Below are 24,060 nucleotides of genomic sequence, written 5' to 3' on the forward strand. Positions count from 1 at the left end.
TCCCTTGCTCAAAACTTGAGACCTCCTTCACGCGCGGCTTCTGCCAACGCTTGAACGCGTCCGTGGTAGATGTAACCGCCCCGGTCAAAGACCACGTTTGAGATGCCTTTTTCCAGTCCACGCTTTGCAACAAGCTCTCCTACTTTACGAGCCGCCTCCACGTTTCCGCCATTCACGCCTTCACCCAATTCGGGATCCAAAGTGGAAGCAGAAACCAAGGTGTGTCCTTTCACATCGTCGATCAACTGAGCGTAGATGTTTTTGGACGAACGGAATACATTTAGACGTGGACGTGCAGCCGTTCCTACGATCTTCTTCCGTACCCGTAGGTGACGATGTTTCCGCTTGATGTTGCTATCTACTTTCTTGATCACGCCGCATTCACTCCCTTCTGCTTAATCTTACTTACCGGTCTTACCTTCTTTACGACGAATCCGCTCATCACTGTACTTGATCCCTTTACCTTTGTAAGGCTCTGGTTCGCGTACGGAGCGAATGTTGGCGGCAAAAGCTCCAACCAACTCTTTGTTGATCCCCTTCACTTGAATCTCCGTCTGTTTCGGAACTTCTAGTTCGATTCCTTCCGGTAGATCCATCTCTACTGGGTTTGAATAACCCACGTTGAGGACCAATTTACTGCCTTTCATCTGAGCACGGTACCCCACACCCACCAACTCAAGCACTTTGGTAAACCCTTGGGTTACACCAAGAACCATGTTAGCGACGTTACTGCGTGTTGTGCCATGCAGTGAACGATGTGTGCGGTGATCGCTCGGACGAGTCACCAAGATTTGATTCTCTTCTACTGCAAGCGTAATGTCCGAATGAATGGTACGCGTGAGAGTACCCTTCGGACCTTTTACTGTGATCTCATTCTCCCCTAAGGTTACTTCTACACCCGCTGGGATCTGAATTGGTAAACGTCCAATCCGAGACATTGTCTTCACCTCCATCCATTTGCACAAGGATTACCATACATATGCGAGTACTTCGCCACCCACTTTGGCTCGACGAGCTTCTCCATCGGTCAATAAACCTTTGGAGGTGGACAGGATTGCAATCCCTAAGCCACGCAATACGCGCGGTACTTCATCACTTTTCGTGTATACTCGTAAACCTGGTTTACTGATTCGCTTCAGGCCAGAGATCACACGCTCGTTGCTTTCGTCATACTTCAAAAAGATACGAATGATCCCTTGCTTGCTGTCTTCGATATATTCTGCGTCACGGACAAAGCCTTCCCGTTTCAGAATCTCCGCAATCTCCCGCTTCAAGTTGGAAGCCGGAATTTCTACGCTCTCATGACGAACAGCGTTCGCATTACGGATTCTTGTCAGCATATCAGCGATCGGGTCTGTCATCACCATTTATCGGTTCCCTCCTTCCTCGCTCCATTACCAGCTAGCTTTACGCACGCCGGGAATCTGCCCTTTATAGGCCAACTCGCGGAAACAAATACGGCATAAGCGGAATTTGCGCAAGACCGAATGTGGTCTGCCACAACGCTCACAACGTGTGTATTCCCGTACTTGAAACTTCTGCTTACGTTTTTGTTTGGCGATCATCGATTTCTTGGCCAACGGATTCCCTCCTTTTCCTCTAAGGCTAAATCGATTGCGATCTACTACTTACGAAATGGCATTCCCATTTCGGTTAGCAATTCACGTGCTTCTTCATCGTTGGTTGCTGTGGTGACAATAATAATGTCCATCCCACGTACTTTGTCTACTTTATCGTACTCAATCTCAGGAAACATCAACTGCTCTTTAAGTCCGAGCGTATAGTTCCCACGGCCGTCAAATGCTTTAGCGGAAATCCCACGGAAGTCGCGCACCCGTGGAAGCGCAGCATTGATCAGCTTGTCGAGGAAGTGATACATGCGCTCACCGCGCAAGGTCACTTTGCAACCGATTGGCATACCTTCACGCAACTTGAAGCCTGCAATCGATTTTTTCGCTTTAGTAATCACCGGTTTTTGTCCAGCGATCATGGTCAAGTCTTCCACCGCACTATCCAATACTTTTGGATTTTGCACGGCTTCACCTACACCCATGTTGATCACGATCTTTTCGATCTTCGGCACCTGCATCGGGCTGGAGTATTGGAACTTCTTCACCAATGCGGGTGAGATTTCTTTATTAAACTTTTCTTTTAAGCGTGCTGCCATTGCTTAGGACCTCCCTTCTGAAACGGCTTCTTACTTGTCCAGGATTTCTCCGGATTTTTTCGCATAGCGAACTTTGGTTTCCTTGCCTTTACGCTCGACCATCTTGTACCCAACTCGAGTAGGTTCGTTCGATTTTGGGTCCTCTACCATCAGGTTGGAGAGGTGAATCGGCGCTTCTTGCTCGATAATGCCCCCTTGCGGATTGGCTTGCGATGGGCGCGAATGCTTCTTCACCATGTTAACCCCTTCAACCAATGCGCGGTTGTCCTTCGGGAACACTTTCAAAACACGTCCTTTGGTATACACCATTTTTCCGTTCTTATCGCGTGTAGGTGCATCTTTGCCCCGCAACACAATAACGGTGTCGCCTTTTTTAATATGCAACTTGTTTGGACGCTTCTGTTCCATGTCCTGGCACCTCCTTCTTTACAGCCAATCAATCCCTATCTTTATCGTTACAGCACTTCCGGTGCGAGTGAGACGATCTTCATGTAGTCGTTCTCACGAAGTTCACGTGCTACGGGTCCAAAGATCCGTGTTCCGCGTGGGGTTTTGTCGTCTTTGATAACCACCGCGGCATTCTCGTCAAAACGAATATAGGATCCATCATTACGCCGTGCAGGACGAGCCGTACGTACAATAACTGCGCGAACGACTTCCCCTTTCTTAACAACGCCGCCTGGTGTAGCCTGTTTGACCGAAGCGACGATCACATCACCAATACCGGCAAACCGACGTTTCGAACCGCCGAGTACTTTGATACACATCAATTCGCGTGCACCGGAGTTATCTGCGACCCGCAACCGAGTTTGAGGTTGAATCATTGCCAAACACCCTCCTTCCGTACATAAGGCCCATCCATCGTTAGATGATTACAGCCTCTTCTACGATTTCTACCAAACGCCAGCGCTTATCTTTGGATAGCGGACGTGTTTCCATGATGCGAACCACATCACCTTTTTTAGCGGTGTTTTCTTCATCATGCGCCTTAAATTTCTTCGTATATTTTACTCGTTTGCCGTAAAGACGATCCGTTTTGTACGTTTCTACAGCTACGACGATTGTTTTATCCATTTTGTCACTAACCACTTTGCCGACGCGTACTTTTCTCCGAGTGGTACGTTGTGTCTCACTCATCCTTGTTTCCTCCTTTCAATCCCGAGTTCGCGCTCTCTGAGCACGGTTTTCGCACGCGCAATGTCTTTGCGTACTTGACCAATTCGGGCTGGATTGTCCAGCTGGCCTGTTGCCGCTTGGAACCGGAGGTTAAATAATTCTTCTTTTAGTGTACGCAACTTTTGTTCGATCTCGGCGGTGGTTAGTTCAATTAGCTCTTTAGCTTTCATCTGCTCCACCCGCTTCGTCTCGTTTTACAAACTTCGTTTTGATTGGAAGTTTGTTTGCTGCTAGTCGCATCGCTTCCCGTGCTACTTCTTCTGAAACACCTGCAACCTCAAACATGATTTTGCCTGGTTTCACAACCGCTACCCACTTCTCAGGCGAACCTTTACCGGAACCCATCCGTACTTCAAGTGGTTTTTGTGTAACGGGTTTGTCTGGGAAAATACGAATCCATACTTTACCGCCACGCTTCATATAACGGTTCATAGCAATACGTGCTGCTTCGATTTGACGGTTGGTGATCCAAGCCGGTTCCAATGCTTTTAAACCGTAATCACCGAAGTTGACCTCGGTACCACCTTTGGCCTTACCGCGCATCGAGCCACGATGCTCCTTACGATACTTCGTCCGTTTTGGCATCAACATGTTATTTTCCTCCTTCCGCGTCTTCCTTTTTCTTTGCGGGGAGAACTTCGCCACGGTAGATCCAAACTTTCACACCAATACGTCCATACGTTGTGTGCGCTTCTGCCGTACCGTAGTCGATATCCGCACGCAAGGTGTGAAGCGGAACTGTTCCTTCGCTATAGCCTTCGCTACGAGCGATGTCAGCTCCACCCAAACGACCACCCACTTGAGTACGAATCCCTTTTGCTCCCGCACGCATCGTCCGTTGAATGGTTTGCTTCATTGCACGACGGAATGAAACACGACGCTCCAACTGCTGTGCAATGCTTTCTGCTACTAAGTTTGCATCCAATTCCGGTGACTTGATCTCGCTGATGTTAATGTGCACTTTCTTGCTTGTCATCTTCGTCAAGTGCTTCCGGAGTGCTTCCACCTCGGAACCGCCTTTCCCGATCACCATTCCCGGCTTAGCGGTCCGGATGTTCAAGTTGACGCGATTGGCTGCACGCTCGATCTCCACATTGGAAACGGCTGCATCTTTGAGTCGACCCATGATGTAGTCGCGGATGGCAATGTCCTCATGCAGTAAATCTGCATAGTCACGGCCGCCATACCACTTGGATTCCCAATCACGGATGACGCCTACCCGCAAGCCCACTGGGTTTACTTTTTGACCCACTCGTTATCCCTCCTTTTATTTTTCAGATACGACCACGGTCACATGACTGGTCCGTTTGTTAATCTTGCTTGCGCGCCCCATAGCACGCGGACGGAACCGTTTCATGGTCGGACCTTCATCGACAAACGCCTTCGAAATTACTAGGTTGCTTGGATCCATATCAAAGTTATGCTCTGCATTGGCTGCGGCGGATTGAATCACCTTTTCAATGATCGGTGATGCGGCACGCGGAGTAAAGCGCAGAATTGCAATGGCTTCCTCCACCGTTTTCCCGCGAACTAGGTCCATGACCAGCCGCGCCTTTCGGGGAGCGATCCGCACATAACGTGCGACGGCTTTCGCTTCCATCTTGTGACCTCCTCTCTTGCCTTAAGGACTTTATGAAACACCTTATTTTCTCCGTGTCTTCTTATCGTCAGCAGCATGGCCACGATAGGTGCGCGTAGGAACAAACTCACCCAACTTGTGACCCACCATATCTTCGCTAACAAAGACTGGCACATGCTTGCGCCCGTCATGAACCGCGATGGTGTGCCCGACGAATTGCGGAAAGACTGTCGACCGACGAGACCAAGTTTTGATCACGCGCTTTTCGTCTTTCTCATTTAATTCTTCGACCTTTTTCATTAGATGATCATCAATAAAAGGTCCTTTTTTCAGGCTGCGACCCATACGTCCAACCTCCCTTCGTAAGAAGCCCCGCTTAAGTCAGGCTTATTTCTTCTTTTTCTTACGACGACGGACAATGTACTTATCCGAGGGCTTGTTCTTTTTGCGTGTTTTGTAGCCAAGGGTTGGTTTGCCCCAAGGAGACATCGGTGATTTACGCCCGATTGGCGCACGTCCCTCACCACCACCATGTGGATGGTCAGACGGGTTCATGACAGAACCACGAACGGTTGGCCGAATTCCGAGCCAGCGTGAACGTCCTGCTTTCCCGATGTTGATCAATTCATGATCCAAGTTCCCTACTTGGCCTATGGTAGCGCGGCATTGGAGTAAGACCATACGGGTTTCACCCGATGTCAAACGAATGATGGCATACTTGCCTTCTTTCCCGAGTAACTGTGCACTCGCTCCTGCTGCACGAACCATTTGTCCACCACGACCGGGTTTTAATTCGATATTATGAATGACCGTACCCACTGGAATGTTGGCCAGCGGAAGTGCATTCCCGGTTTTGATGTCGGCTTCTGGACCCGAAACGAGCATATCGCCTACCTGGATTCCTTTTGGTGCGAGGATGTAACGCTTCTCACCGTCTACATAATGAAGGAGTGCGATGTTCGCGGAGCGGTTTGGATCGTATTCGATCGTTGCCACTTTCGCTTCGATGCTGTCCTTGTTCCGCTTAAAGTCGATAATACGGTATTTCCGCTTATGTCCACCGCCTTGATGGCGCATGGTCAAACGACCTTGGTTGTTACGACCACTCTTTTTATTGAGTGAGACTGTTAGCGATTTTTCCGGCTGATCGGTGGTAACCTCCTCAAAGGTGGAAACCGTCATTTGCCGGCGACCTGGTGTGATCGGCTTAAAATGTTTGATACCCATGTGTGTGTCCCTCCTTTACTTATAAAAGTTACACTTCGAAGATTTCGATGGACTTGCTGTCTTCGGTCAGCTGTACGATCGCTTTTTTCTTCTCTGGACGACGACCAGAATAACGTCCGTACCGCTTGATTTTCCCGATTTGACGCAACGTGTTCACTTTCGCCACTTTGACGCCAAAGATTTGTTCCACAGCTTTTTTGATCTCCGTCTTGTTCGCGCGAAGGTCTACTTCAAATACGTATTTCCCTTCAGCGGTTAAGTCGGTCGTCTTTTCCGTCACAATCGGGCGACGGATAATATCGCGTGGGTCTTTCACTGGCCGAACACCTCCTCTATGCGTGCGGCCGCTGCCGGGGTCATGATCACTTTGTCATGATGAAGCACATCGAGGACGTTAACGCCTTCGGCTGTGATGTATTTTACACCCCGGATGTTGCGGAGCGAGAGTGCAACGTTCTCGTCCATGCTCGCGTCAACAACCAAAGCTTTCTTCCCTGCTTCAAGGTTGTTTAAGATACGAGTCATTTCCTTGGTTTTCGGTTGTTCCATGCTCAATTCATTGAGAAGGATCAACTCATCCGCTTTTACTTTAGAAGAAAGAGCGGAACGAATCGCAAGGCGACGAACTTTCTTTGGTAGCTTGTAGCTGTAGCTACGTGGAGTCGGACCAAAGGTGACACCACCGCCTACCCAGATCGGGGAACGGATGCTACCGTGACGCGCACGTCCGGTTCCTTTTTGCCGCCAAGGCTTCCGGCCACCGCCGCGAACCGCAGAACGATTTTTTACTGCATGAGTCCCACGACGAAGCGATGCTTGTTGCATCACAACGGCATCGTGCAGGACACTCTCATTGGGTTCAATCCCAAAAACGGTTTCGAGTAGTTCATGATCGCCTACTTGATTCCCATTGATATCTAAGACTGCTAACTTTGCCATGACGCTTCCTCCTTTCTACCTTATTTCTGGCCTTTGACCGCAGAGCGAATCATTACATAGCCATTTTTCGGACCAGGTACGTTTCCTTTAATAAGGACAACATTGCGCTCCGCATCTACTTTCACTACTTCAAGATTTTGCGTAGTAATGCGTTCGCCACCCATACGTCCTGGTAAATTGTGTCCTTTAAATACGCGCATTGGATCTACTGCACCCAATGAACCTGGACGACGATGGTAACGAGAACCGTGAGACATTGGTCCGCGAGCTTGGTTGTGGCGCTTGATCGCACCTGCAAACCCTTTCCCTTTGGACGTGCCGGTTACATCGACGGTTTCACCTTCATTGAAAAGGTCTGCTTTCACTTCTTGACCCATTTCGTAATCTGCTGGGTTCATCCCACGAATTTCGCGTACGAATTTCTTCGCTGCGCTTTCCGCTTTTTTCGCATGACCCAATTCCGGTTTAGTCGCACGATGTTCTTTTTTATCTTCGAAACCAAGTTGGACTGCTTCATAGCCGTCCGTCGTCATTTCTTTACGTTGAAGAACGACACAAGGACCTGCTTCTACAACAGTGACCGGTACTACCGTGCCGTCTTCGCGGAAGATTTGCGTCATCCCTAACTTTCTTCCCAGAATACCTTTCACGTCATACACCTCCTGCCATCAGTCACTTTTTCTTTTATAATTTGATTTCAATATCGACGCCAGAAGGCAAGTCGAGTCGCATCAGCGCATCCACTGTTTGTGGCGTAGGATTGACGATATCAATCAAACGCTTATGAGTCCGCATCTCGAATTGCTCTCGCGAGTCTTTGTATTTGTGCGTCGCCCGCAACACGGTGTAAACGGATTTTTCGGTTGGGAGTGGGATTGGTCCCGATACTCCTGCACCTGTCCGCTTCGCTGTATCGACGATCTTCTCTGCCGATGTGTCCAACGCGCGATGGTCATACGCTTTTAAACGGATACGAATCTTTTGTTTTGCCATACATGCCCCTCCTTCTACGTTCATTTTTTGAAATGAACTTACTCCGCGGAAATTATCCCAACCCACCCCTAGGCAATGGGGCCGGGTGTGTCGGCAACCTTCCGCATCATCGCCGTCCATGACCAACATTCCCTATTATATATAAACGAAAAGCCGGATGCAAGAGGAAATTTGCGTCCGGCTCGAAGTATTCTCCGATTGAATCTACGAAAAGCTCATTTTAGGTTCACTATACTATAGTAGAAAGAGAACAACACGACCTTACTTAAAGGTTAGAGCACCCGCAAAATCTGGTCACATAAGGCCATAGTGGCAACATTGTCGGCACCACTTGTGCGTGGTGAAAGGTGATCTTCACAACACTTCATGAAGTGAGCCATCTCCCCCACATATCCGCGTAGATACAGATCACGATAAGCACCTGACATAGGAGACGCAGAGGGAGTAAAGACACGATCTTCTTCCTCAAGAGCTTGCCACGGCAGAGGTTCCGCCTCTTGCGGACGGGAGCGGTGGACGGTAAGGGAAGTAAGTTCCTCTACCTCGACAAATCCATCGTCACATGTGACCAAGAGCCTCTCACTCTCACGTGACCAAGCTGTCATTCCTGCAAAGTAGAGGCTACCCACAACCCCATTCTCAAATTGCAGGCAGATCGCTTGGGAAAGTTGTTCTTGTTCTCGACTGGCGACGCCCGTAACGAGGGTAGCTTCCCCAAACAAATAGCGAACAAGATCAACAAAATGGATGGCGACAAATTTCATGTATTCTTCGTGCGTCTTGCAAAAGGGCGTACTATCGACTGCGAATGTCGCTTGAAAGGAACGAGGAGCCCCTAAGCTTCCTTCTTGGATTAGGTTCGCTAGCTTGGTGTAACAAGGGGCGTACCGTTTCATAAAACCTACCATGAGGACAACTCCTGCTTCTTCAGCAGCACTTGCCGCTCGTCGTGATTCTTCCTCATTCATACCGAGCGGTTTTTCGACATAGACGTTTTTCCCAGCAGCAATGCAGTCCATTACGATGTCTAGCTGATCGTAAGGCTGCGCGACCACCACCACCCCATCACACTCTTCTTGCTGCAGCATACTTCGGTAATCATCATAAGCTGTTCCCTGACTCCCGAAGCGTTGGAGAGCGGAGCGAGCACTTTCTATATGTAACGTAGCGACAGCTTGAATCGTAGAACCTGCTTCTACTGCCGCAGGAAAGATATTGGTTGTCGCATGAAATCCGGCACCGATAAACAAAAGCTTGGGTTTGTGCATGTTGTGTTCCTCTCATTCGTGTCCATAGGTTTTGGTCATCGTATCACTTTGGAGAAACAGATACAAATGAGAGAAATCCGGCCATGCTATAACTTCTAGAGTTAAATGTTCTTTCATTCCAACTAATTCACAAAACCCTCCAATGAGAATCAAATTCTTCATTGTTATCAACGCGCTTTTTGCAAATCATCTTGCATAGCACCCGACAGCTTCACCCAAATCACCGCCCCATTGGGGTGCTTGTATGGAAGAGGACAGTCCAGTTGGGTGGGATTTTCCAATATCCAGGCGTAAGTCTTCTTATAAGGAAGCGACGTTGACTCTGAAGTATCTCCTCCAATAAGCGCAGAGGATTGACGGTATTCTTCTAGAGTGAAAGGGCCTTTCACTCCAACTAAGTCACAAACCCCGATGATCGTTCCTGTCCCACTGGCAATAACCGCAATGGTTCCACGCACGTGGGTAGCAGAGCCTCGGATTTCCCACTTCTTTTCACCACTTATGACCTTGGTCGCCCACGGTTCACGGATCATGAGCCCTCTTGTAATCGCATCTTCCTCTGCATCGAGCGAGAAAAGAGACTGCTGTCTTCCTTTACTTCCTTCTTTCATTTTACATAACCCCTTTCATCCATTGTTTTTCTCTATAACTGTTCCTATTTCTTATCGATCTCCTTCCATTTCGGACTCACTGAGCTTGTCTCTCTTATCTCGATTATTTATACTAGACAAAATATCAATAAGGTGGGTGACGGTACATGATAAAGCGGTGCAATTGGGTAAATAGCGATCCCTTGTATATTCAATATCACGACCATGAATGGGGAATTCCCGTATACGATGAGCGAAAGCTTTTTGAAATGCTCAATCTGGAAGGAGCACAAGCTGGCCTTAGTTGGTATACCATTTTAAATAAGCGCGAGAATTATAGAGAAGCATTTGATGCTTTCGATCCTAGTAAAATCATTCATTATGATGAGCAAAAAATCGCAGAACTTCTTCAAAATGAAGGAATTATCCGTAATAAACGGAAGATCCAAGCCGTCATGGATAATGCGCATGCCTATTTTCGTGTGAAGGAGGAATTCGGGTCGTTCCGTGCATACATATGGCACTTCGTCGACGAAAAGCCGATCATCAACCATTTTGTTTCTCCAGAAGATGTCCCTAGTTCCACTGAGATCAGCACACAGATGAGTAAAGATTTAAAGAAAAGGGGCTTTAAATTTGTTGGCCCAACGATATGCTACGCCTATATGCAAGCCGTTGGAATGGTGAATGACCATTTAACAACCTGTTTCTGCTATGCAAATGATTGATTGCTTCCCTGCTGACAATGTTGCTTCTCATCCAACCATAGTTTCCTCATATCGAGAAAGCCAAATCGATCCAAATAAATGTCCTTCATCGTAGGATGAAACATATTTTGCTCGATCGGATGATCCAAATAGAGCAGGAGATGATTCGCTCTAATATAAGCTTCTAACTCATTCATACTTGCTAGACGCTTATTTTCATCGATCTCAAATTTAATGTTATCTAAATGGGTTTCCACCTGCTTCCACTGATGAACCAAGCCCGTGCGTTGAGATAACAGAGATTGATTATAAAACCAGTCTAGAAAAGACAATACATCGTCACTTCCTACATCCCGTCCCATAATCAGATCCGCTTGATCATCCTGCTCTTCTTCACAGGTTGATGTATACATGGGACGGATCTGCATCCCTACTTCTGCCGCTTGTTTCACAAACCATTTCACATCCGGCTCAAAAGTATCTATTTTGTACGAAAACAGGATCTCTTCCCCTTGATATCCTGATTTTTTCAGTAAGGCGGCTACTTTCCCTCTATCCTTAGGGATGCGATGCGATCGAGTAGCAAAATAGCTTGAAGCCGCGGTGACGATCTCTCTCCCTAGTGCCTGACCTATTTTTTCTATATCAAACAAGTGATAGATCGCTTCACGAAAAAAGGGATTTTGTATCATGGAGGAGCGTTTTTTAAAGTTGAAGATGATAAAGCGTAAACCTACTGTTGCGTTCGTCTGATAACTTTCTTCTTCCTTTTCGGTAATCTCATACCTCATCCCAAAATGCCGTTCATTTGCCAAGGGATAGAAATGAGCCTCATCCAAAAATGGGCGCGGTAAGAAGTGGCGATCAAACACCTCGAGTGCTAGTTTCGTCTCTCGTTTTTCTTTGATTCGATAGGGTCCTGTACTAATGAATTGATTTTCTGTAAAAAGGACATCGCGCGGGAGGATAACCAACACATACCAACTAAGATAGCGTAAAAATAGCGGGTTCGGTTTGTGTAAGCGAAAGGTGATGATATAAGGCGAGACGCACTCTATTTCCGCAATATTTTCGACAATCCAGTGATTGGGAAGAGTCGGATCGCGAAATCGTTCGAAAGTAAATCGAATATCTTCACTTACCAATTCCCTGTGATGGTGAAACAGGACACCTTTACGTAGATAAAAAGTCCACTCCACTTCTTCTGTATCTCTTTTCCATGCATGTGCAATATGTGGTTGAATCGCATTGGTTTTAGAATCATACAACACCAATGGATCTCCCAAATGCATAATCAAGAAGCATTCAAATGATGTGGATATATAACGAGGATCAATACTGTAGATGTCTTTATACACAATGGCTCGAAGCACATCTTTTTTATTGGAAGCCGTCTGAAATCCCAAGAAATCTTGTACCTTTTCAAAGATTTGCTTCGGAAAAGGAGAGGGCAAGGAGATTTGCAATATTTGCATAATCTCATCTAACCGTTCCATTTTCATTAACTGGTCCACTTCATGCTCCAGATCTTCCTGTAAGGATCGTGAAAAAATAATGCTTGATGCATTGCCTCTCCCTCTTCCTGGAATGTAGACCATTCTTCCTTGCTCCTGCATCCGCTTTAATCTCAACTTCACATTTTTCCCTGTACAAGCCCATAATTGCTCTAATTCTTGGAATTTGAATTTGGCTTGAAGTCCTTGCTCACGTTCATACAGATACCCCCTCAATTGAAAATAGGGAGTTAACTTTCTCATCGCCATCCCTCCTGTTAAAAGGGGAAGTTTTGAATATGAAGATTCTCTTTTTATCCCTTTTAGTATAGGTCATACTAGATTCCAGAACAAGGAGGGAATCGACATGTTGAAACAACTCCATCCCAATATTCGCATCCGGTTGTTTATTACTTTCTTAACTCGTTTTGTTCATGCCATGCTGTTGCCTTTTATGGCCATTTATTTGTCTGAGCATTTCGGGGAAGAAATCGCCGGTGTGTTATTAATCCTGATGTTCGTCCTCTTATTCCTTTCCAGTATTTACGGCGGACAATTGACCGATGTGATCGGGAGAAAAAAAACGATGGTTATCGGCGAAACGACTAACGTCTTCGCCTTTTTCGGATTGTTGATGGTGAGTACCCCTTTATTTTCCTCACCCATCATTACTTATTTGATGGTTGTCATCAACCAAATCTGTACAGGGTTAATTGCCCCCGCGTCCGAAGCCATGTTGATTGATGCCAGTGAACCGGAAGATAGAAGTTATATCTTTTCATTAAACTACTGGGCGATTAATTTAGGCATGGTTACGGGTTTATTGATTGCCATCCTGTTATTTGAAAACTACTACTTCTACATGGTCATCGGTATCTTTGCTCTATCGCTTCTCACTTTGTGGTTAACGAGCGTGAAGATCGATGATACGTTCCAAGTTCATCATGAAAAAAGGACTCCTACCCGCATATGGAACCTAAACTCGCTCTTAAAACACTATACTTCCGTCATCAAAGACATCCCCTTTCTGTTTTTTACCCTAGGCGGGATTGCGATCGCCTCCATCGAACCACAATTATATAATTTCATCTCTGTGCGCATAGAAAAAGAGTTTCCTACCACCTTCTTTTCTCTATTCAATCACCCTTTCACGCTGGATGGGATAAAAGTGTACGGCTCGATCATTGGATTAAATACCATATTGATCATCAGTTTCATTACGTTAATAACAAAGATGTTCGCAGGAAAATCGCGCGAACTTCTGCAATATTCAGGGTTTACTCTATTTGGGTTAAGCTTTGCTTATCTCAGTTTTTCAAATTTCTTACCCGGGATTATTCTCGCTGTTGTGCTTTATACACTTGGCGAGCTCCTATTTATCCCAGCTCGACAAAGTTTACTAGCGGATATGATTGAACCCTCGCAAAGAGGGGCTTATTTAGCTGTCAATGGTTTTATTCTTCATTTTGGAAAGCTTTTTGGTGCAACTGGCTTAATCATTGGCGCACTGGTCGGTAGTACGGGGATGTGTATACTGATCCTATTTGCCACTCTACTAGCGATTCTCTTTTCACATATCGGGCTGCAAGGGAGAAAAAAGAAAGGCGACACCGAAGCCATCATTGCTTCCTCTCAGTCGTGAAAACCGGGGAAACAGCTAAAGGATTCGTTAAACTAGAAAAGAGCCGTGAGGGTTCCATAACTCCCCTACGGCTCTTTTTAAGCAATTCTACTACTCGCTATACGCTCTCTCCTGTTTCTATATTATTCCTCTAATAGGAAGGGAAAATGTGATATAATCAGATTAAATAAGGGCAGACGGGTCCGTGGTGGATGGCTAATCCTCCCCGTAGAAGGGGGGGAGATAGATGCTAGACACCATCCTACTTATCCTTCGGATTGTTAGTGAGGTTGTAAAGTTTGGTAAGTGGCTTTACGACCAGTGGCGAAAATATCGTGACACAAAAAACAATCCACCCACGGGCGCCTAAACCTAGTGGTGGACTGTTTCCGTAAGCTGTAACTCTTTTACGGGGACGCCATCTACTATGGCGTGTCTGCTCTCGCGACGGTAGGTGTTAGCGCACCTGCCGTTTTGCGTCCTCTTGATAATATGATACCACAATTGACTGTAAATTATCCATACTGTGCTTAAAATGAAAAGTGACCCGCCTATGGCCTCCAACAAGCGACCGGAATCAAAAAAACTCACCTCACGTCTACTCCTTCCGTTTTACTGCTAACTTCTCCATACTTTCTTCACACCATTGAATCGTGGCTTTAACAATGTACTGGCCGTGGGATAACGTCATCATCCAGTAATCAAAGTGTGGGTCTTCTTTTCTTTTTGTAAGGAGAAAATTCTCCATCGTATTGAGAGATTGGAGAATATCTTCCATCTTTTGTTGGTATTGAACGATTTGTGCGATGTTGTGCTCAGTATCAAGGTGTTGTCCGTAAAAAATCTTCAGCAGGAGTTCGTTTTTGTGGATCGGTATTTTTTCAATCGGCTTCTCCATCCAGTTTATAAATTCTTCTTTTCCTCGTTCCGTAATCGTATACACTTTCCGATCTGGCTTTCCATCCACCTTTTCAATATGATAAACGGCAAAGCCAAGCTCTACTAGTTTTTTTAAGGTTGGATAGATTTGTCCATAACTCTCCTGCCAAAAGTGTTTAATACTACTCTCGATTGTTCTTTTTATTTCATAACCCGTTGAGGGCGCATACATCAAAAGACCCAGTAAGGTATATGTCGTTTTGTTTTCTCTAGACATTTTTCACCCTCGCTTCACTTGTTCATGAATCTCCATAGTATAGCACATTTTTTATTTTGACATTTTTAAATGTTGCCTATATAATGAATCACAAAGATATATCTTTTTGATATAAGAGGAGGATAACAAGCATGTCAAACTACGATGTATTGGTGATTGGTGCAGGTATTGGTGGTCTCTGTGCAGCTGCGCGTTTATCCCAGCTAGGTCATAAAGTAGCTGTTTTTGAACACCACGTGCGTCCAGGAGGTTATGCAACCAACTTCCCGCGAAAAGGCAAATATGAGTTTGATGTATCCTTACATGCCATGGGCAGCTTAAGTGAGGGAGAAGTTTGTTATGAGCTTTTTTCAAAATGTGGAATGATGGATCGCCTTACCCCTCTAAAAAAAGAACATCCGTATACGGTTGTATGGGATGATGAGAAGATTACCATTCCTCAAGATCATGAGCAATATCTAGCACTTCTACAAGACTTGTTCCCACAAGAAAAGGAAGGGATCGCCAAATTATTTAACGATTTATATGCTTTTGGTCAAGAAATGAAATTCCTACAAGATTCATCGATCCCTAAAGCCGAGAAACAAGAGCTTTTTTTCAGTAAAGCCCCCTTGTTTATTCAATGGTCCCAGATGACCACCGCAGAAGTGATGAAGCAGTATGTCGATGACGAATCCCTCATCTCATTTTTCACCCTACTGTGGCCGTACTATGGTGTTCCTCCGCAAATGCTTACCGCCCATTACTTTTTTGTTCCATGGTTGGGCTACCACTTTGAAGGCACGTACTATATCAAAGGGGGGGCACAAGCCATTGCTGATGCATTAGCTGAGGTCATTCATGAGCATGGTGGCAAGGTACATTTGCGACAAGAAGTTACCGAGATTATCATAGAAGATCAAAAAGCAGTCGGAATTAAAACAAAGAAAGGGGGTACATATACAGGAAGATGGATCGTCTCAAATGCTTCCCCGCACATGACCTTTTCAAGGTTAGTGGATGAAAGCTTCACTACCTCCTCCTACCGTGAAAGTTACGAAAAAATGGAGATTGGACCCTCCATTACGCAACTTTATCTCGGACTAAACGAAGAGCCGGCAAAATTTCAACTCATTGATGAAGATATTGTATTTGTAAAAGAAAAAGATCCAAGTAAAGATTACCAGTATCTAAAGAACGGGGATTATCAAAAAGCCAATTTTGGGATCACCAATTATTATCAGTTAGATCCTGAACTCAGCCCAAATGGGAAGCCCGTCATAGTGACAGCCTTCATCGACTTTATCGAAAACTGGCCTGAGGATAAGAAAGAGTATAAGAAGCGAAAAGAAGAAGTCACTCAGTATTTGCTTAGTCAACTAGAAGAGCGTTACCCAGGAATCACACAAGCGATCGAAGTACTCGAATTAGGCACACCACGAACGATGCAAAAATATACAAAAAATCCCGCGGGTGCTGTATATGGATTTGCTCAAACGGTCGAGCAATCCGGACTACATCGTTTAGAAAAAACCACACCCATCGATCAACTCTCACTCGTGGGAGCATGGACACGCCCAGGGGGAGGTTACCAAGGTGCTATGGTATCCGGTACCAGTGAAGCCGAAAGAATCCACAAAAAATTGAGTCATCTGATAAGTAATTAACTCACCTTTCATAAAGCGAAAGTTCATCTCAGATTAGAGATATTCACGAAAAGCACCCCTCTCATTTGGTAGGATAAGAATGAGACAGAAACACCACCAAAGAGGGGTGCTTTTTGCTTGAACGAACAAACAAACTACCTTCTACAGGATCATTCCTGGTCCAATCCGCATTCGGTTCCTTTATCATTCTGCATGGCCCTTGTAAGGTAGTAGAAGAACACTTCTCTACCCTACTCCCACTCAAATAAGCTCAATTGCTGGTACGCTCTCTCGCGTGGTTCAAAATCTGCCACACTGATCCCCAGTAACCGTACTCCCTTCTCCTCTATAGAGAGCATGTCAAACATCGTACGAATACATGCCATTATCTCTTGCTCGCTAGTAATAGATTCAGGTACCGTCATTCTACGTGTGATCAGCTTGAAATCATGGAAGCGAACCTTTAAGACGATTACTCGTGCAGACAGCTTCTTGTCTTTTAACCGTAGAGATACTGACTCTGCTAATTTCTCTAGGATCGGCTGCATCTCTTCCCACGTAGTTGCATCAACGGCTAGGGTAGTCTCTCGTCCGATTGACTTCCGAACACGTTTTGGATTAACCGGGCGTTCATCCTCGCCTCGGACAAAACCATATAAAATCTCGCCTCGTTTGCCCAACACCTCGATGCATTTCTCTTTCGACCACTTCCTCAGGTCAGCCCCGCTTTGAACACTCATCGCCTTCAATTGTTTTTCCGTGACTGTCCCAATCCCCCAGAAGTCACCAATTGAAAGGACATCCAGAAAAGCTTGCGCTTGCTCTGGCGTAACAACCGTTAGTCCAGCCGGTTTCTGATAACCAGAGGCCAACTTCGCAATCAACTTATTGTAAGAAACACCTGCCGAAGAAGTCAGTTTTAATTCTTTTTGGATACGGTCTTTAACCATTCGGGCAATCAGCGTCGCCGACCGAACTCCTACTTTATTTTCCGTTACATCTAAGAACGCCTCGTCCAGTGATAATGGCTCAACAAGATCAGTAAACGTATGGAAGATCTCCATTACCTCCTGCGACACTTGCTTGTATAACTCCATGCGAGTCCGGATGAAAATGGCTTGGGGACAGAGGGTGTAAGCTCGTTTAGATGGCATCGCCGAATGGATTCCATACGTTCTTGCTTCATAGGAGCAGGTAGCCACTACCCCTCGACCATACGGATCACCCCCCACGATCACGGGTTTTCCTTTTAGATCGGGATTCTCACGTTGCTCGACCGAGGCGAAGAACGCATCCATATCGATATGAATAATCTTGCGCATAGGATTTAAGCCCCTTTATGAAGAGGATGTTCTTACCCTCTACCATACACAAACAAGCGTTCTTTTTCCAGTCCATCCAGTTCACGCCGTCCTCAAGATCCTCACATGAGCGAACCTTTCTATTCCGCAAATGAGAAAAAGTGTTTTGAAATGACCCATTTGATTTGGGCTGATTATTTTTCCTCACATGCACTTTCATTCGTGGCAAGAGGAGATATCTCACTATAGATTAAATAATCATACTCCTCGGTAAAAGGGTTTGCATGATATTCTTCTTCTGTCCCGTAAAAGAACGCTTCATACTTCATATAATCATGCGGATCATCTGACGTAAGTGGGAGCGCACTTCCTCGATGCCCCAGTACATACTTTATGCCCTTCTTTTTGTCGATCCAACTCCCTACTGCGTTTGCTTCCTTTATTTCACCATCAGCATTGATGGTGCGATAATCTACCTTCCCACCTAAAAACATCTCTTCATAAGACGTACACGTGAGGTACGTCCCCGTTTCATTCACACGAATCTGCCCCCAACCTCCTTCTTCCTTTAGCGGGGGTGCTCCTGGTACACTTCCCACGATAAATACCCATCCGGTGTAACCTTCGGGAATGGTATATTGCAAATTCTTCTTCTCTTCTTTTTCAAATAATCCCATAAGAAAGATGAAATAAAACGATAACAGCATAACCACCACCACAACAGGAATGTTGACCCAATAGAAGAGGTGTTTATCTCGTTTCCCCATCCTTTTCTGATGCCAACCTTGTTCTCCCAAATGAAACCCTCTCATCAAACCTTGATCAATAATCCAAATTCCCAGGGTAAACAGTGGTGCATAATAGCCTATCAGAAAAATAAAAGAAATAGATGCTACGAGATGCCACGAAAAAGAATAGAGCGTTGGGTACTTTACACGGTAGGCATTTACATCAATTAGGCTTGATATAGGATAACCATAGACAAATACCGCCAAGGTTGATATCAACGTCGCAATTGCCTCAAATCCTCCCCCTTTCACATTCCACAGAATAGCAAGAAGGACACTTCCAATCACTGCAGCTACCAACTTTCTTTTAAACATTCAACCACTTCCCGCTCATCCATTATTCTTTCTTTCCGCTACTTCCACTCTTCCCTCACACTCCCCCACCTTCTCACGAACGGCTGCACTATGAGTTGAAGTATCCGTTCCACCATCCACACTCCCATGGTGAAAAGAGGTGCATACATCCCAAAGAGGAAGATAAACGGTAACGAGCAAACGATATGCCAAAAATAGGAGTAGATCGCTGGTAAATCGGTTTCATCTGTTCCTTTATCAATAAGAAGGGATAACCAAAACATAAAGAAAGTTATCATCGTAGAAAATAGAAATGCAGGTAAGACAAAGTGATAAAACCATAGAACGAAGGTATATGCTATCAGAAAAGTTATGGTTTTACTGATAATACGAATCATAATCAATGTCTCTCCTAACAAATGAAGATTGAGTTGAGAGAAGATATTCCTTCCTCTCTCTTTCCTCATGTTAAAGGAGAAACAGAAGAGACGGCAGTTCTAACTTTTGTAGAACCGAATAGGCGTTCTTTATCACTCTTTATGAAAGAGCGTGATCCATTCCCGGAACAAACCACGACATCTACTTGGTCATTCATTCATTTGAATCCCTAATCCCTTCACCTCCTTCAATCAAAAATAAGAACAGAAGTAGCTGGGCCACTTCTGTTCTTCCATGGTAAGCAAAAAATAATCAGCATGGTAAAGCACATGCCTCATCCTGTGCAATAACCCCTTCCTCAAGACCCCGCTCTCTCTTGATTATCCTCTATCTCAATGATATTTAGCGGGTGTCCATCCGGGTCATACACATCAAACATGGTGTGATGACAATGAGAGGAAGTCCATTCTTCCAGCTTGCTCACCTTATATCCACTCTTCTTTAAAGCTTCCCACATGGCTGAGGCATCCTTTACCGTAATATTGAAAAGTGGTCTATCTAACACTTCTACCTCATCCGACTCACTTAAAGTAAGCAAAGGATGCCCCTCAAAATTTGCTTGGCGCTCTCCTTCCCATTCTTCTATATCCCGTAGTGTGAATCCCAAGTGGTTAGTATAAAAGTGAATGGCTCTCTCCAAGTCTTTCACATGCAAAAATAAAGCTCCTATCTTTGTATCACTCAATACCATTCCCCCCTTCGATAGGAGTGATATTTCTCTATATTTTTATTTAACTCCTGCCAAGTTCACACCATAAGCAATGCAGTTCATAAAAATCGTCTCCATCCTTATTGCTATGGCGATGGCTTCTCCCTAAATTAAACGTTTCAACTTCTCTTCAAAAAGGGTTGACATCCCTAATGTATTAGTGCACTATATAGATAGTACACTAATACACGATACAAAACTTGAAAGGAGTGCTTCCCTTGAGTGCATGGAAAGCAACGTTACGCAAAGATTTTTACGTAGGACGCCCTGGAGCAATTACATGGTTAGTGGTAATAACCCTATTTGTTCTCTATGGAAATATTTTTCATCACGGTAATTCGGAGGTGAAGGGAGGGATTCTTCTCGTCACCCTAGCCTTTCACGTCTTCTATCTTCCAGGCTATCTCTTCTACAGTCTACGAAGAGAAAGGAATCAGCTTCATCTCTGGCTGAACAATCCGCAACCCGTTAATCGACTGGTTTTATCCAAGTTTCTAAATGGGTGTTTCGCACTCTTGATCTCGATCAGCATCAGCCTTGTCTATCTTCTCATCTCGTGGGCACTCGACCCCGACATATTGAATCACATTCGTTTTGAAGTCATGGGTACACACGAACTTACTCTCCTTCTAAACGCGCTCATTGGCTCCATTTCTTTTTGCCTCTTTGCCTGTGGGATCCTCCTTCTTCTATGGTCTGCAACGCAGTGGTTTAAAACCTATGCAGGAAAAGGGGCATGGGTCATCACCATTATCGTCGCCATCATCCTCTTTTCCATTTTTACCAACTCCCTCAGTTGGCTGATCGAATCGATGTTTTTAACTCTACAGATGACACCAAACGATCTAAATGAACATGTTGCGCTACTCTTAGCAGGAAATTCAATCTTTTTCTTCTTGCTCACGCTTGTTCTCTTCTTCCTCTCCACTTGGATACTTGAGAAGAAAGTAGAGGTGTAATCATGGATTCCTTTGCTCATTCCGAGCCGATTTACCAACAGCTGGCTCATCGCCTTCAACGGCAGATTATACGCGGAGATTTGAAGCCCGGAGATAAGCTCCCTTCCGTTCGCGAGATGGCACTCCAGGTCAATCTAAATCCAAACACAGTTTCACACACGTACAAAGAACTTCAAGCCCAGGGGGTGGTAGAAATGCGTAGAGGGCAAGGCACATTTATTACAGAGAATGATAGCCGGCTAAGTCAACTTCGAAAAGACCTTTGTTCACAAGAAATGAATACGTTTCTTCGAAAAATGACAGAGATGGGCTTCGAGGAAGTAGAGATCATTAATGGTCTACAAGAACATATGCATCATCTATCCAAGGGAGGGAACAAGTAACATGATTCAATTAAACAATGTTTCTAAGCGGTACATCAGAAAAACCGCCCTTCATCCTCTTCAGCTCCAATTGCCTCAAGGGAAGATGATCGGCATTATTGGCGAAAATGGAAGCGGGAAATCCACACTTCTTAAGCTCATCACTGGATTGGCAAAGCCTTCCTCCGGTACCATCACGATTGACGATGAGCCGGTAACACGCCGAATCGCGAAAAAGGTGGCTTATCTCTCCGATCACGACATGCACTATCCTTTTTATACCGTGCGCGAGATGATCGAGTACTATGCTACACAATTTGCTGATTTCGATCTTGAGAAGGCCCAGCAAATGATAACTTTTATGAAATTAGATGGTGAACAGAAAGTAGCACATCTCTCCAAAGGAAATCGCGGTAGATTAAAGCTGATTCTGGTACTCTCCCGTCAAGCACCCTATATTCTCATGGACGAACCATTATCCGGTTTAGACCCGATGGTGCGCCAATCCATTATTAAAGGGCTCATCTCATTTATCGACTTCGGTCACCAGACCGTGTTAATAACCACCCATGAAGTACAGGAAGTAGAGCCCATCTTGGATATGATAGTAGCGATCCATGAGGGAAAAGTGTTAAAGATGATTGATACAGACACCTTGCGCACAGAAGAAAATTTAAGCGTTACCGATTGGATGCACCAAACCTATACAACAATCGATTCATCATCTGAGGAGGCATAAATCATGAAGCAACAACCTATTCTCCAACTTCGTCATCTTCATAAGCGTATCGGCAAGAAAACCATTATCCACGATATGAACCTTACCTTGCACGCTGGAGAAGTGTTCGGTTTTCTCGGTCCCAACGGGGCCGGGAAAACCACCACCATCCGTATGATTGTTGGCCTTGGTTCTGTTACCAGTGGAGAGGTCATCATTGCGGGGAAGAATTTAAAAAAAGACTTTGAAGGTGCGATTAAACATGTAGGTGGCATAGTCGAAAATCCGGAGATGTATTCCTTTCTCACTGGCTATCAAAACTTGATCCACTATTGGCGCATGTACAAGGGGATAAGAAAAGAACGGATCAACGAAGTGGTTCAGCTCGTCGGATTGAAAGAACGCATTCACGATAAGGTAAAAAGCTATTCTCTTGGCATGCGCCAACGCCTAGGTCTAGCTCAAGCCCTGCTTCATTCTCCTAAGTTACTCATATTGGACGAGCCTACCAATGGGTTGGACCCGGCAGGAATCCGTGAAATACGTAATTACCTACGAACCATTGCCCGTGAGCAGAACATCGCCATTCTTGTTTCTAGTCACCTGCTTTCGGAAATGGAACTGATGTGTGACCACATCGGAATTATTCAAGAGGGACGACTTCTCGATGTAAAAGAAGTTCATCAATGGGTTAATCAATCGGGGGAGCAACAAGAACAAGTGCTTCATCTTGAAATTGAGCCACGCGCCAAAGCAGAAGCCTTTATCGCTCAACACTATCCACAAACATCGATTTCATCTGATCATGAGCAACTCACCTTATCGCTGTCACGTACACAAATCCCTTCGCTCATCCAATCGCTTGCGGCAGAAGGGTTGCAAATATTCAATGTACATTCTGCACAAAAGACACTAGAAGACCAATTCTTAGAGATCACAGGAGGCAAAGACATTGGCTAATTTTCTACGACTCGTACAAAACGAAAACATGAAAATCTATCGCCGTACTGGTACCTTGGTCATGGCTGTATTGCTATTACTCACTTCGCTTGCCTTTCTTGTGTTTTACAAAGACTCCCTTCCCGGTCCTTTCTTCGGAAGTGTTCCAGAAAATCCTGATTGGAAAGAAGAGCTTCAAGCATCGAACGAACGCTTGCAAGCAGACTTACAGAACCCACGAACCCCAGAAGGGATGAAAGAAGACATCCGAAGTAACCTCATGATCCGCGAGTATCGCATTCAACAAGATCTTTCGCCTCATTCTGACATGTGGCAATACCTAAATGATACATCCCGGTTAATCAACTTGATCACGATCTTTACCATCATCGTTGCCGCCACCAGTGTCGCAGGTGAGTTCTCCTGGGGAACCATCAAGCTACTGCTTATTCGTCCGATGAGCCGTGGAAAGATCTTGTTATCGAAATATGTGGCCGCTCAACTATTTGCCCTTTCATTCCTTATTCTGCTACTCGTCTCCTCTTTCCTTTTTAGTGGTATTCTCTTTGGATTTAGTACAAGCACACCGGACTTGATCTATAACAATGGTGAAGTGATCGAGCAAAGCATGATACGAACCATCGCCATCACCTATGGATTATCCATTGTTAAACTCATCATGATGGTAACTTTCGCTTTTATGATTTCCACACTCTTTCGTAGCAGTTCATTCGCCATTGGTGCCTCCATATCTCTTTATCTCTCAGGAGCCACTATCGTGGGCTATGCTGTCCTCAATGGGATGGAGTGGGTAAAATATACGTTCCTTGCCAACCTCAATTTGGAGAGTTACTTTCAGGGACGTCCACTATTTGAGAACATGAGCTTCTCTTTCTCCATCACAAATCTAGCCATCCATTTCATTCTCTTTCTCGCCGTTTCTTGGTTTTTCTTTCAGAAGCGAGACACGGCGTAACCAACTTACCCAAATAAACAAAATCGAAAGCCCCC

At 45.2% G+C, this 24,060-nt stretch carries 33 protein-coding genes; 8 read left to right on the forward strand and 25 right to left on the reverse strand.

The features are described from left to right. Window positions 1–8: 8 nt before the first annotated feature. The 20 genes from rplR to AC6RGY_RS12870 all read right to left on the reverse strand — a co-directional run bounded on the left by rplR (window position 9) and on the right by AC6RGY_RS12870 (window position 9,960). Window positions 9–374 carry a 50S ribosomal protein L18 gene (gene rplR, locus AC6RGY_RS12775; RefSeq protein WP_499863473.1) on the reverse strand — a complete coding sequence of 122 codons (366 nt, stop codon included), beginning with the start codon at window positions 372–374 and terminating at the stop codon, window positions 9–11. A 27-nt stretch (window positions 375–401) separates the two neighbouring features. Continuing rightward, the gene (rplF, locus tag AC6RGY_RS12780) at window positions 402–938 is read right to left on the reverse strand and encodes a 50S ribosomal protein L6 (protein WP_499863475.1); all 537 of its coding nucleotides are present in this window, start codon (window positions 936–938) and stop codon (window positions 402–404) included. A gap of 30 nt (window positions 939–968) precedes the next feature. Beyond that, the gene (gene rpsH, locus AC6RGY_RS12785; protein WP_499863477.1) at window positions 969–1,367 is read right to left on the reverse strand and encodes a 30S ribosomal protein S8; all 399 of its coding nucleotides are present in this window, start codon (window positions 1,365–1,367) and stop codon (window positions 969–971) included. Between the two features lie 27 nt (window positions 1,368–1,394). Next, window positions 1,395–1,580: a type Z 30S ribosomal protein S14 gene (locus AC6RGY_RS12790; RefSeq protein WP_499863478.1), complete on the reverse strand. Its 186-nt coding sequence runs from the start codon at window positions 1,578–1,580 to the stop codon at window positions 1,395–1,397. A 44-nt stretch (window positions 1,581–1,624) separates the two neighbouring features. Further along, window positions 1,625–2,167 (reverse strand): 50S ribosomal protein L5, encoded by a 543-nt coding sequence (gene rplE, locus AC6RGY_RS12795; protein WP_499863480.1) that lies wholly within the window; start codon window positions 2,165–2,167, stop codon window positions 1,625–1,627. Between the two features lie 30 nt (window positions 2,168–2,197). Then, complete coding sequence (gene rplX, locus AC6RGY_RS12800) at window positions 2,198–2,551, reverse strand: 50S ribosomal protein L24 (protein WP_499863892.1); 354 nt, start codon at window positions 2,549–2,551, stop codon at window positions 2,198–2,200. Window positions 2,552–2,622: 71 nt separating this feature from the next. Beyond that, complete coding sequence (gene rplN, locus AC6RGY_RS12805; RefSeq protein WP_499863482.1) at window positions 2,623–2,991, reverse strand: 50S ribosomal protein L14; 369 nt, start codon at window positions 2,989–2,991, stop codon at window positions 2,623–2,625. A 40-nt stretch (window positions 2,992–3,031) separates the two neighbouring features. Next, complete coding sequence (rpsQ, locus tag AC6RGY_RS12810) at window positions 3,032–3,304, reverse strand: 30S ribosomal protein S17 (protein WP_499863485.1); 273 nt, start codon at window positions 3,302–3,304, stop codon at window positions 3,032–3,034. Then, window positions 3,301–3,513 (reverse strand): 50S ribosomal protein L29, encoded by a 213-nt coding sequence (gene rpmC / locus AC6RGY_RS12815; RefSeq protein WP_499863893.1) that lies wholly within the window; start codon window positions 3,511–3,513, stop codon window positions 3,301–3,303. Before rpmC ends, rpsQ begins: the two co-directional genes overlap by 4 nt. Next, entirely contained in the window at window positions 3,503–3,934 is a 432-nt protein-coding gene (gene rplP / locus AC6RGY_RS12820; protein ID WP_499863488.1) for a 50S ribosomal protein L16, read from the reverse strand. Before rplP ends, rpmC begins: the two co-directional genes overlap by 11 nt. A 1-nt stretch (window position 3,935) precedes the next feature. Beyond that, the gene (rpsC, locus tag AC6RGY_RS12825; protein WP_499863490.1) at window positions 3,936–4,595 is read right to left on the reverse strand and encodes a 30S ribosomal protein S3; all 660 of its coding nucleotides are present in this window, start codon (window positions 4,593–4,595) and stop codon (window positions 3,936–3,938) included. A 15-nt stretch (window positions 4,596–4,610) separates the two neighbouring features. Continuing rightward, window positions 4,611–4,943 carry a 50S ribosomal protein L22 gene (gene rplV, locus AC6RGY_RS12830; RefSeq protein WP_499863492.1) on the reverse strand — a complete coding sequence of 111 codons (333 nt, stop codon included), beginning with the start codon at window positions 4,941–4,943 and terminating at the stop codon, window positions 4,611–4,613. Window positions 4,944–4,985: 42 nt separating this feature from the next. Beyond that, a complete protein-coding gene (gene rpsS / locus AC6RGY_RS12835) occupies window positions 4,986–5,267 on the reverse strand; it encodes a 30S ribosomal protein S19 (RefSeq protein WP_499863493.1) in 282 nt (93 codons plus the stop codon). A gap of 42 nt (window positions 5,268–5,309) precedes the next feature. After that, entirely contained in the window at window positions 5,310–6,149 is an 840-nt protein-coding gene (gene rplB, locus AC6RGY_RS12840; protein WP_499863494.1) for a 50S ribosomal protein L2, read from the reverse strand. A 28-nt stretch (window positions 6,150–6,177) separates the two neighbouring features. After that, the gene (rplW, locus tag AC6RGY_RS12845) at window positions 6,178–6,465 is read right to left on the reverse strand and encodes a 50S ribosomal protein L23 (protein WP_499863497.1); all 288 of its coding nucleotides are present in this window, start codon (window positions 6,463–6,465) and stop codon (window positions 6,178–6,180) included. Then, window positions 6,462–7,088, reverse strand: a complete 627-nt coding sequence (gene rplD / locus AC6RGY_RS12850) for a 50S ribosomal protein L4 (RefSeq protein WP_499863499.1) — start codon at window positions 7,086–7,088, stop codon at window positions 6,462–6,464. Before rplD ends, rplW begins: the two co-directional genes overlap by 4 nt. Before the next feature lie 20 nt (window positions 7,089–7,108). Then, the gene (gene rplC / locus AC6RGY_RS12855; RefSeq protein ID WP_499863502.1) at window positions 7,109–7,738 is read right to left on the reverse strand and encodes a 50S ribosomal protein L3; all 630 of its coding nucleotides are present in this window, start codon (window positions 7,736–7,738) and stop codon (window positions 7,109–7,111) included. Window positions 7,739–7,772: 34 nt separating this feature from the next. Further along, window positions 7,773–8,081, reverse strand: coding sequence for a 30S ribosomal protein S10 (gene rpsJ, locus AC6RGY_RS12860; protein ID WP_499863504.1), 309 nt, complete (start codon window positions 8,079–8,081; stop codon window positions 7,773–7,775). Window positions 8,082–8,353: 272 nt separating this feature from the next. Then, window positions 8,354–9,349, reverse strand: a complete 996-nt coding sequence (locus tag AC6RGY_RS12865; protein ID WP_499863506.1) for a Gfo/Idh/MocA family protein — start codon at window positions 9,347–9,349, stop codon at window positions 8,354–8,356. A gap of 167 nt (window positions 9,350–9,516) precedes the next feature. Continuing rightward, the gene (locus AC6RGY_RS12870) at window positions 9,517–9,960 is read right to left on the reverse strand and encodes an ASCH domain-containing protein (RefSeq protein ID WP_499863508.1); all 444 of its coding nucleotides are present in this window, start codon (window positions 9,958–9,960) and stop codon (window positions 9,517–9,519) included. A gap of 149 nt (window positions 9,961–10,109) precedes the next feature. Between AC6RGY_RS12870 and AC6RGY_RS12875 the strand changes: the two genes are divergently transcribed. After that, complete coding sequence (locus tag AC6RGY_RS12875) at window positions 10,110–10,667, forward strand: DNA-3-methyladenine glycosylase I (protein ID WP_499863895.1); 558 nt, start codon at window positions 10,110–10,112, stop codon at window positions 10,665–10,667. Here the strand turns inward: AC6RGY_RS12875 and AC6RGY_RS12880 are convergent. Further along, the gene (locus AC6RGY_RS12880) at window positions 10,652–12,403 is read right to left on the reverse strand and encodes an ABC transporter substrate-binding protein (RefSeq protein ID WP_499863510.1); all 1,752 of its coding nucleotides are present in this window, start codon (window positions 12,401–12,403) and stop codon (window positions 10,652–10,654) included. The two genes, AC6RGY_RS12875 and AC6RGY_RS12880, sit on opposite strands and share 16 nt — an antisense overlap. A gap of 103 nt (window positions 12,404–12,506) precedes the next feature. Between AC6RGY_RS12880 and AC6RGY_RS12885 the strand changes: the two genes are divergently transcribed. Further along, on the forward strand, window positions 12,507–13,781 hold the full coding sequence (locus AC6RGY_RS12885) for an MFS transporter (RefSeq protein WP_499863512.1): 1,275 nt from the start codon (window positions 12,507–12,509) through the stop codon (window positions 13,779–13,781). 577 nt (window positions 13,782–14,358) lie between these two features. Here AC6RGY_RS12885 and AC6RGY_RS12890 read toward each other — a convergent pair. Beyond that, window positions 14,359–14,916, reverse strand: a complete 558-nt coding sequence (locus tag AC6RGY_RS12890) for a PadR family transcriptional regulator (RefSeq protein WP_499863514.1) — start codon at window positions 14,914–14,916, stop codon at window positions 14,359–14,361. A 131-nt stretch (window positions 14,917–15,047) separates the two neighbouring features. Between AC6RGY_RS12890 and AC6RGY_RS12895 the strand changes: the two genes are divergently transcribed. Next, a complete protein-coding gene (locus AC6RGY_RS12895; RefSeq protein ID WP_499863516.1) occupies window positions 15,048–16,562 on the forward strand; it encodes a phytoene desaturase family protein in 1,515 nt (504 codons plus the stop codon). A gap of 230 nt (window positions 16,563–16,792) precedes the next feature. On the opposite strand, the gene dinB is transcribed toward AC6RGY_RS12895, so the two are convergent. The 3 genes from dinB to AC6RGY_RS12910 all read right to left on the reverse strand — a co-directional run bounded on the left by dinB (window position 16,793) and on the right by AC6RGY_RS12910 (window position 20,047). Further along, on the reverse strand, window positions 16,793–17,863 hold the full coding sequence (dinB, locus tag AC6RGY_RS12900) for a DNA polymerase IV (protein WP_499863518.1): 1,071 nt from the start codon (window positions 17,861–17,863) through the stop codon (window positions 16,793–16,795). Between the two features lie 173 nt (window positions 17,864–18,036). Then, the gene (locus AC6RGY_RS12905) at window positions 18,037–18,945 is read right to left on the reverse strand and encodes a DUF6843 domain-containing protein (RefSeq protein WP_499863520.1); all 909 of its coding nucleotides are present in this window, start codon (window positions 18,943–18,945) and stop codon (window positions 18,037–18,039) included. 715 nt (window positions 18,946–19,660) lie between these two features. Next, window positions 19,661–20,047 (reverse strand): VOC family protein, encoded by a 387-nt coding sequence (locus AC6RGY_RS12910; RefSeq protein WP_499863522.1) that lies wholly within the window; start codon window positions 20,045–20,047, stop codon window positions 19,661–19,663. Window positions 20,048–20,289: 242 nt separating this feature from the next. On the opposite strand from AC6RGY_RS12910, the gene AC6RGY_RS12915 reads away from it, so the two are divergent. The 5 genes from AC6RGY_RS12915 to AC6RGY_RS12935 are packed head-to-tail and all read left to right on the forward strand — an operon-like array spanning window position 20,290 to window position 24,025. After that, entirely contained in the window at window positions 20,290–21,030 is a 741-nt protein-coding gene (locus AC6RGY_RS12915; RefSeq protein WP_499863524.1) for a hypothetical protein, read from the forward strand. Between the two features lie 2 nt (window positions 21,031–21,032). Then, the gene (locus tag AC6RGY_RS12920; protein ID WP_499863526.1) at window positions 21,033–21,413 is read left to right on the forward strand and encodes a GntR family transcriptional regulator; all 381 of its coding nucleotides are present in this window, start codon (window positions 21,033–21,035) and stop codon (window positions 21,411–21,413) included. Between the two features lies 1 nt (window position 21,414). Next, window positions 21,415–22,131 (forward strand): ABC transporter ATP-binding protein, encoded by a 717-nt coding sequence (locus AC6RGY_RS12925; RefSeq protein WP_499863528.1) that lies wholly within the window; start codon window positions 21,415–21,417, stop codon window positions 22,129–22,131. Between the two features lie 3 nt (window positions 22,132–22,134). Continuing rightward, complete coding sequence (locus AC6RGY_RS12930) at window positions 22,135–23,070, forward strand: ABC transporter ATP-binding protein (RefSeq protein WP_499863531.1); 936 nt, start codon at window positions 22,135–22,137, stop codon at window positions 23,068–23,070. Beyond that, window positions 23,063–24,025, forward strand: coding sequence for an ABC transporter permease (locus AC6RGY_RS12935; protein ID WP_499863533.1), 963 nt, complete (start codon window positions 23,063–23,065; stop codon window positions 24,023–24,025). Before AC6RGY_RS12930 ends, AC6RGY_RS12935 begins: the two co-directional genes overlap by 8 nt. Window positions 24,026–24,060: the final 35 nt, after the last annotated feature.

The sequence above is a fragment of the Mechercharimyces mesophilus genome (assembly GCF_059818345.1).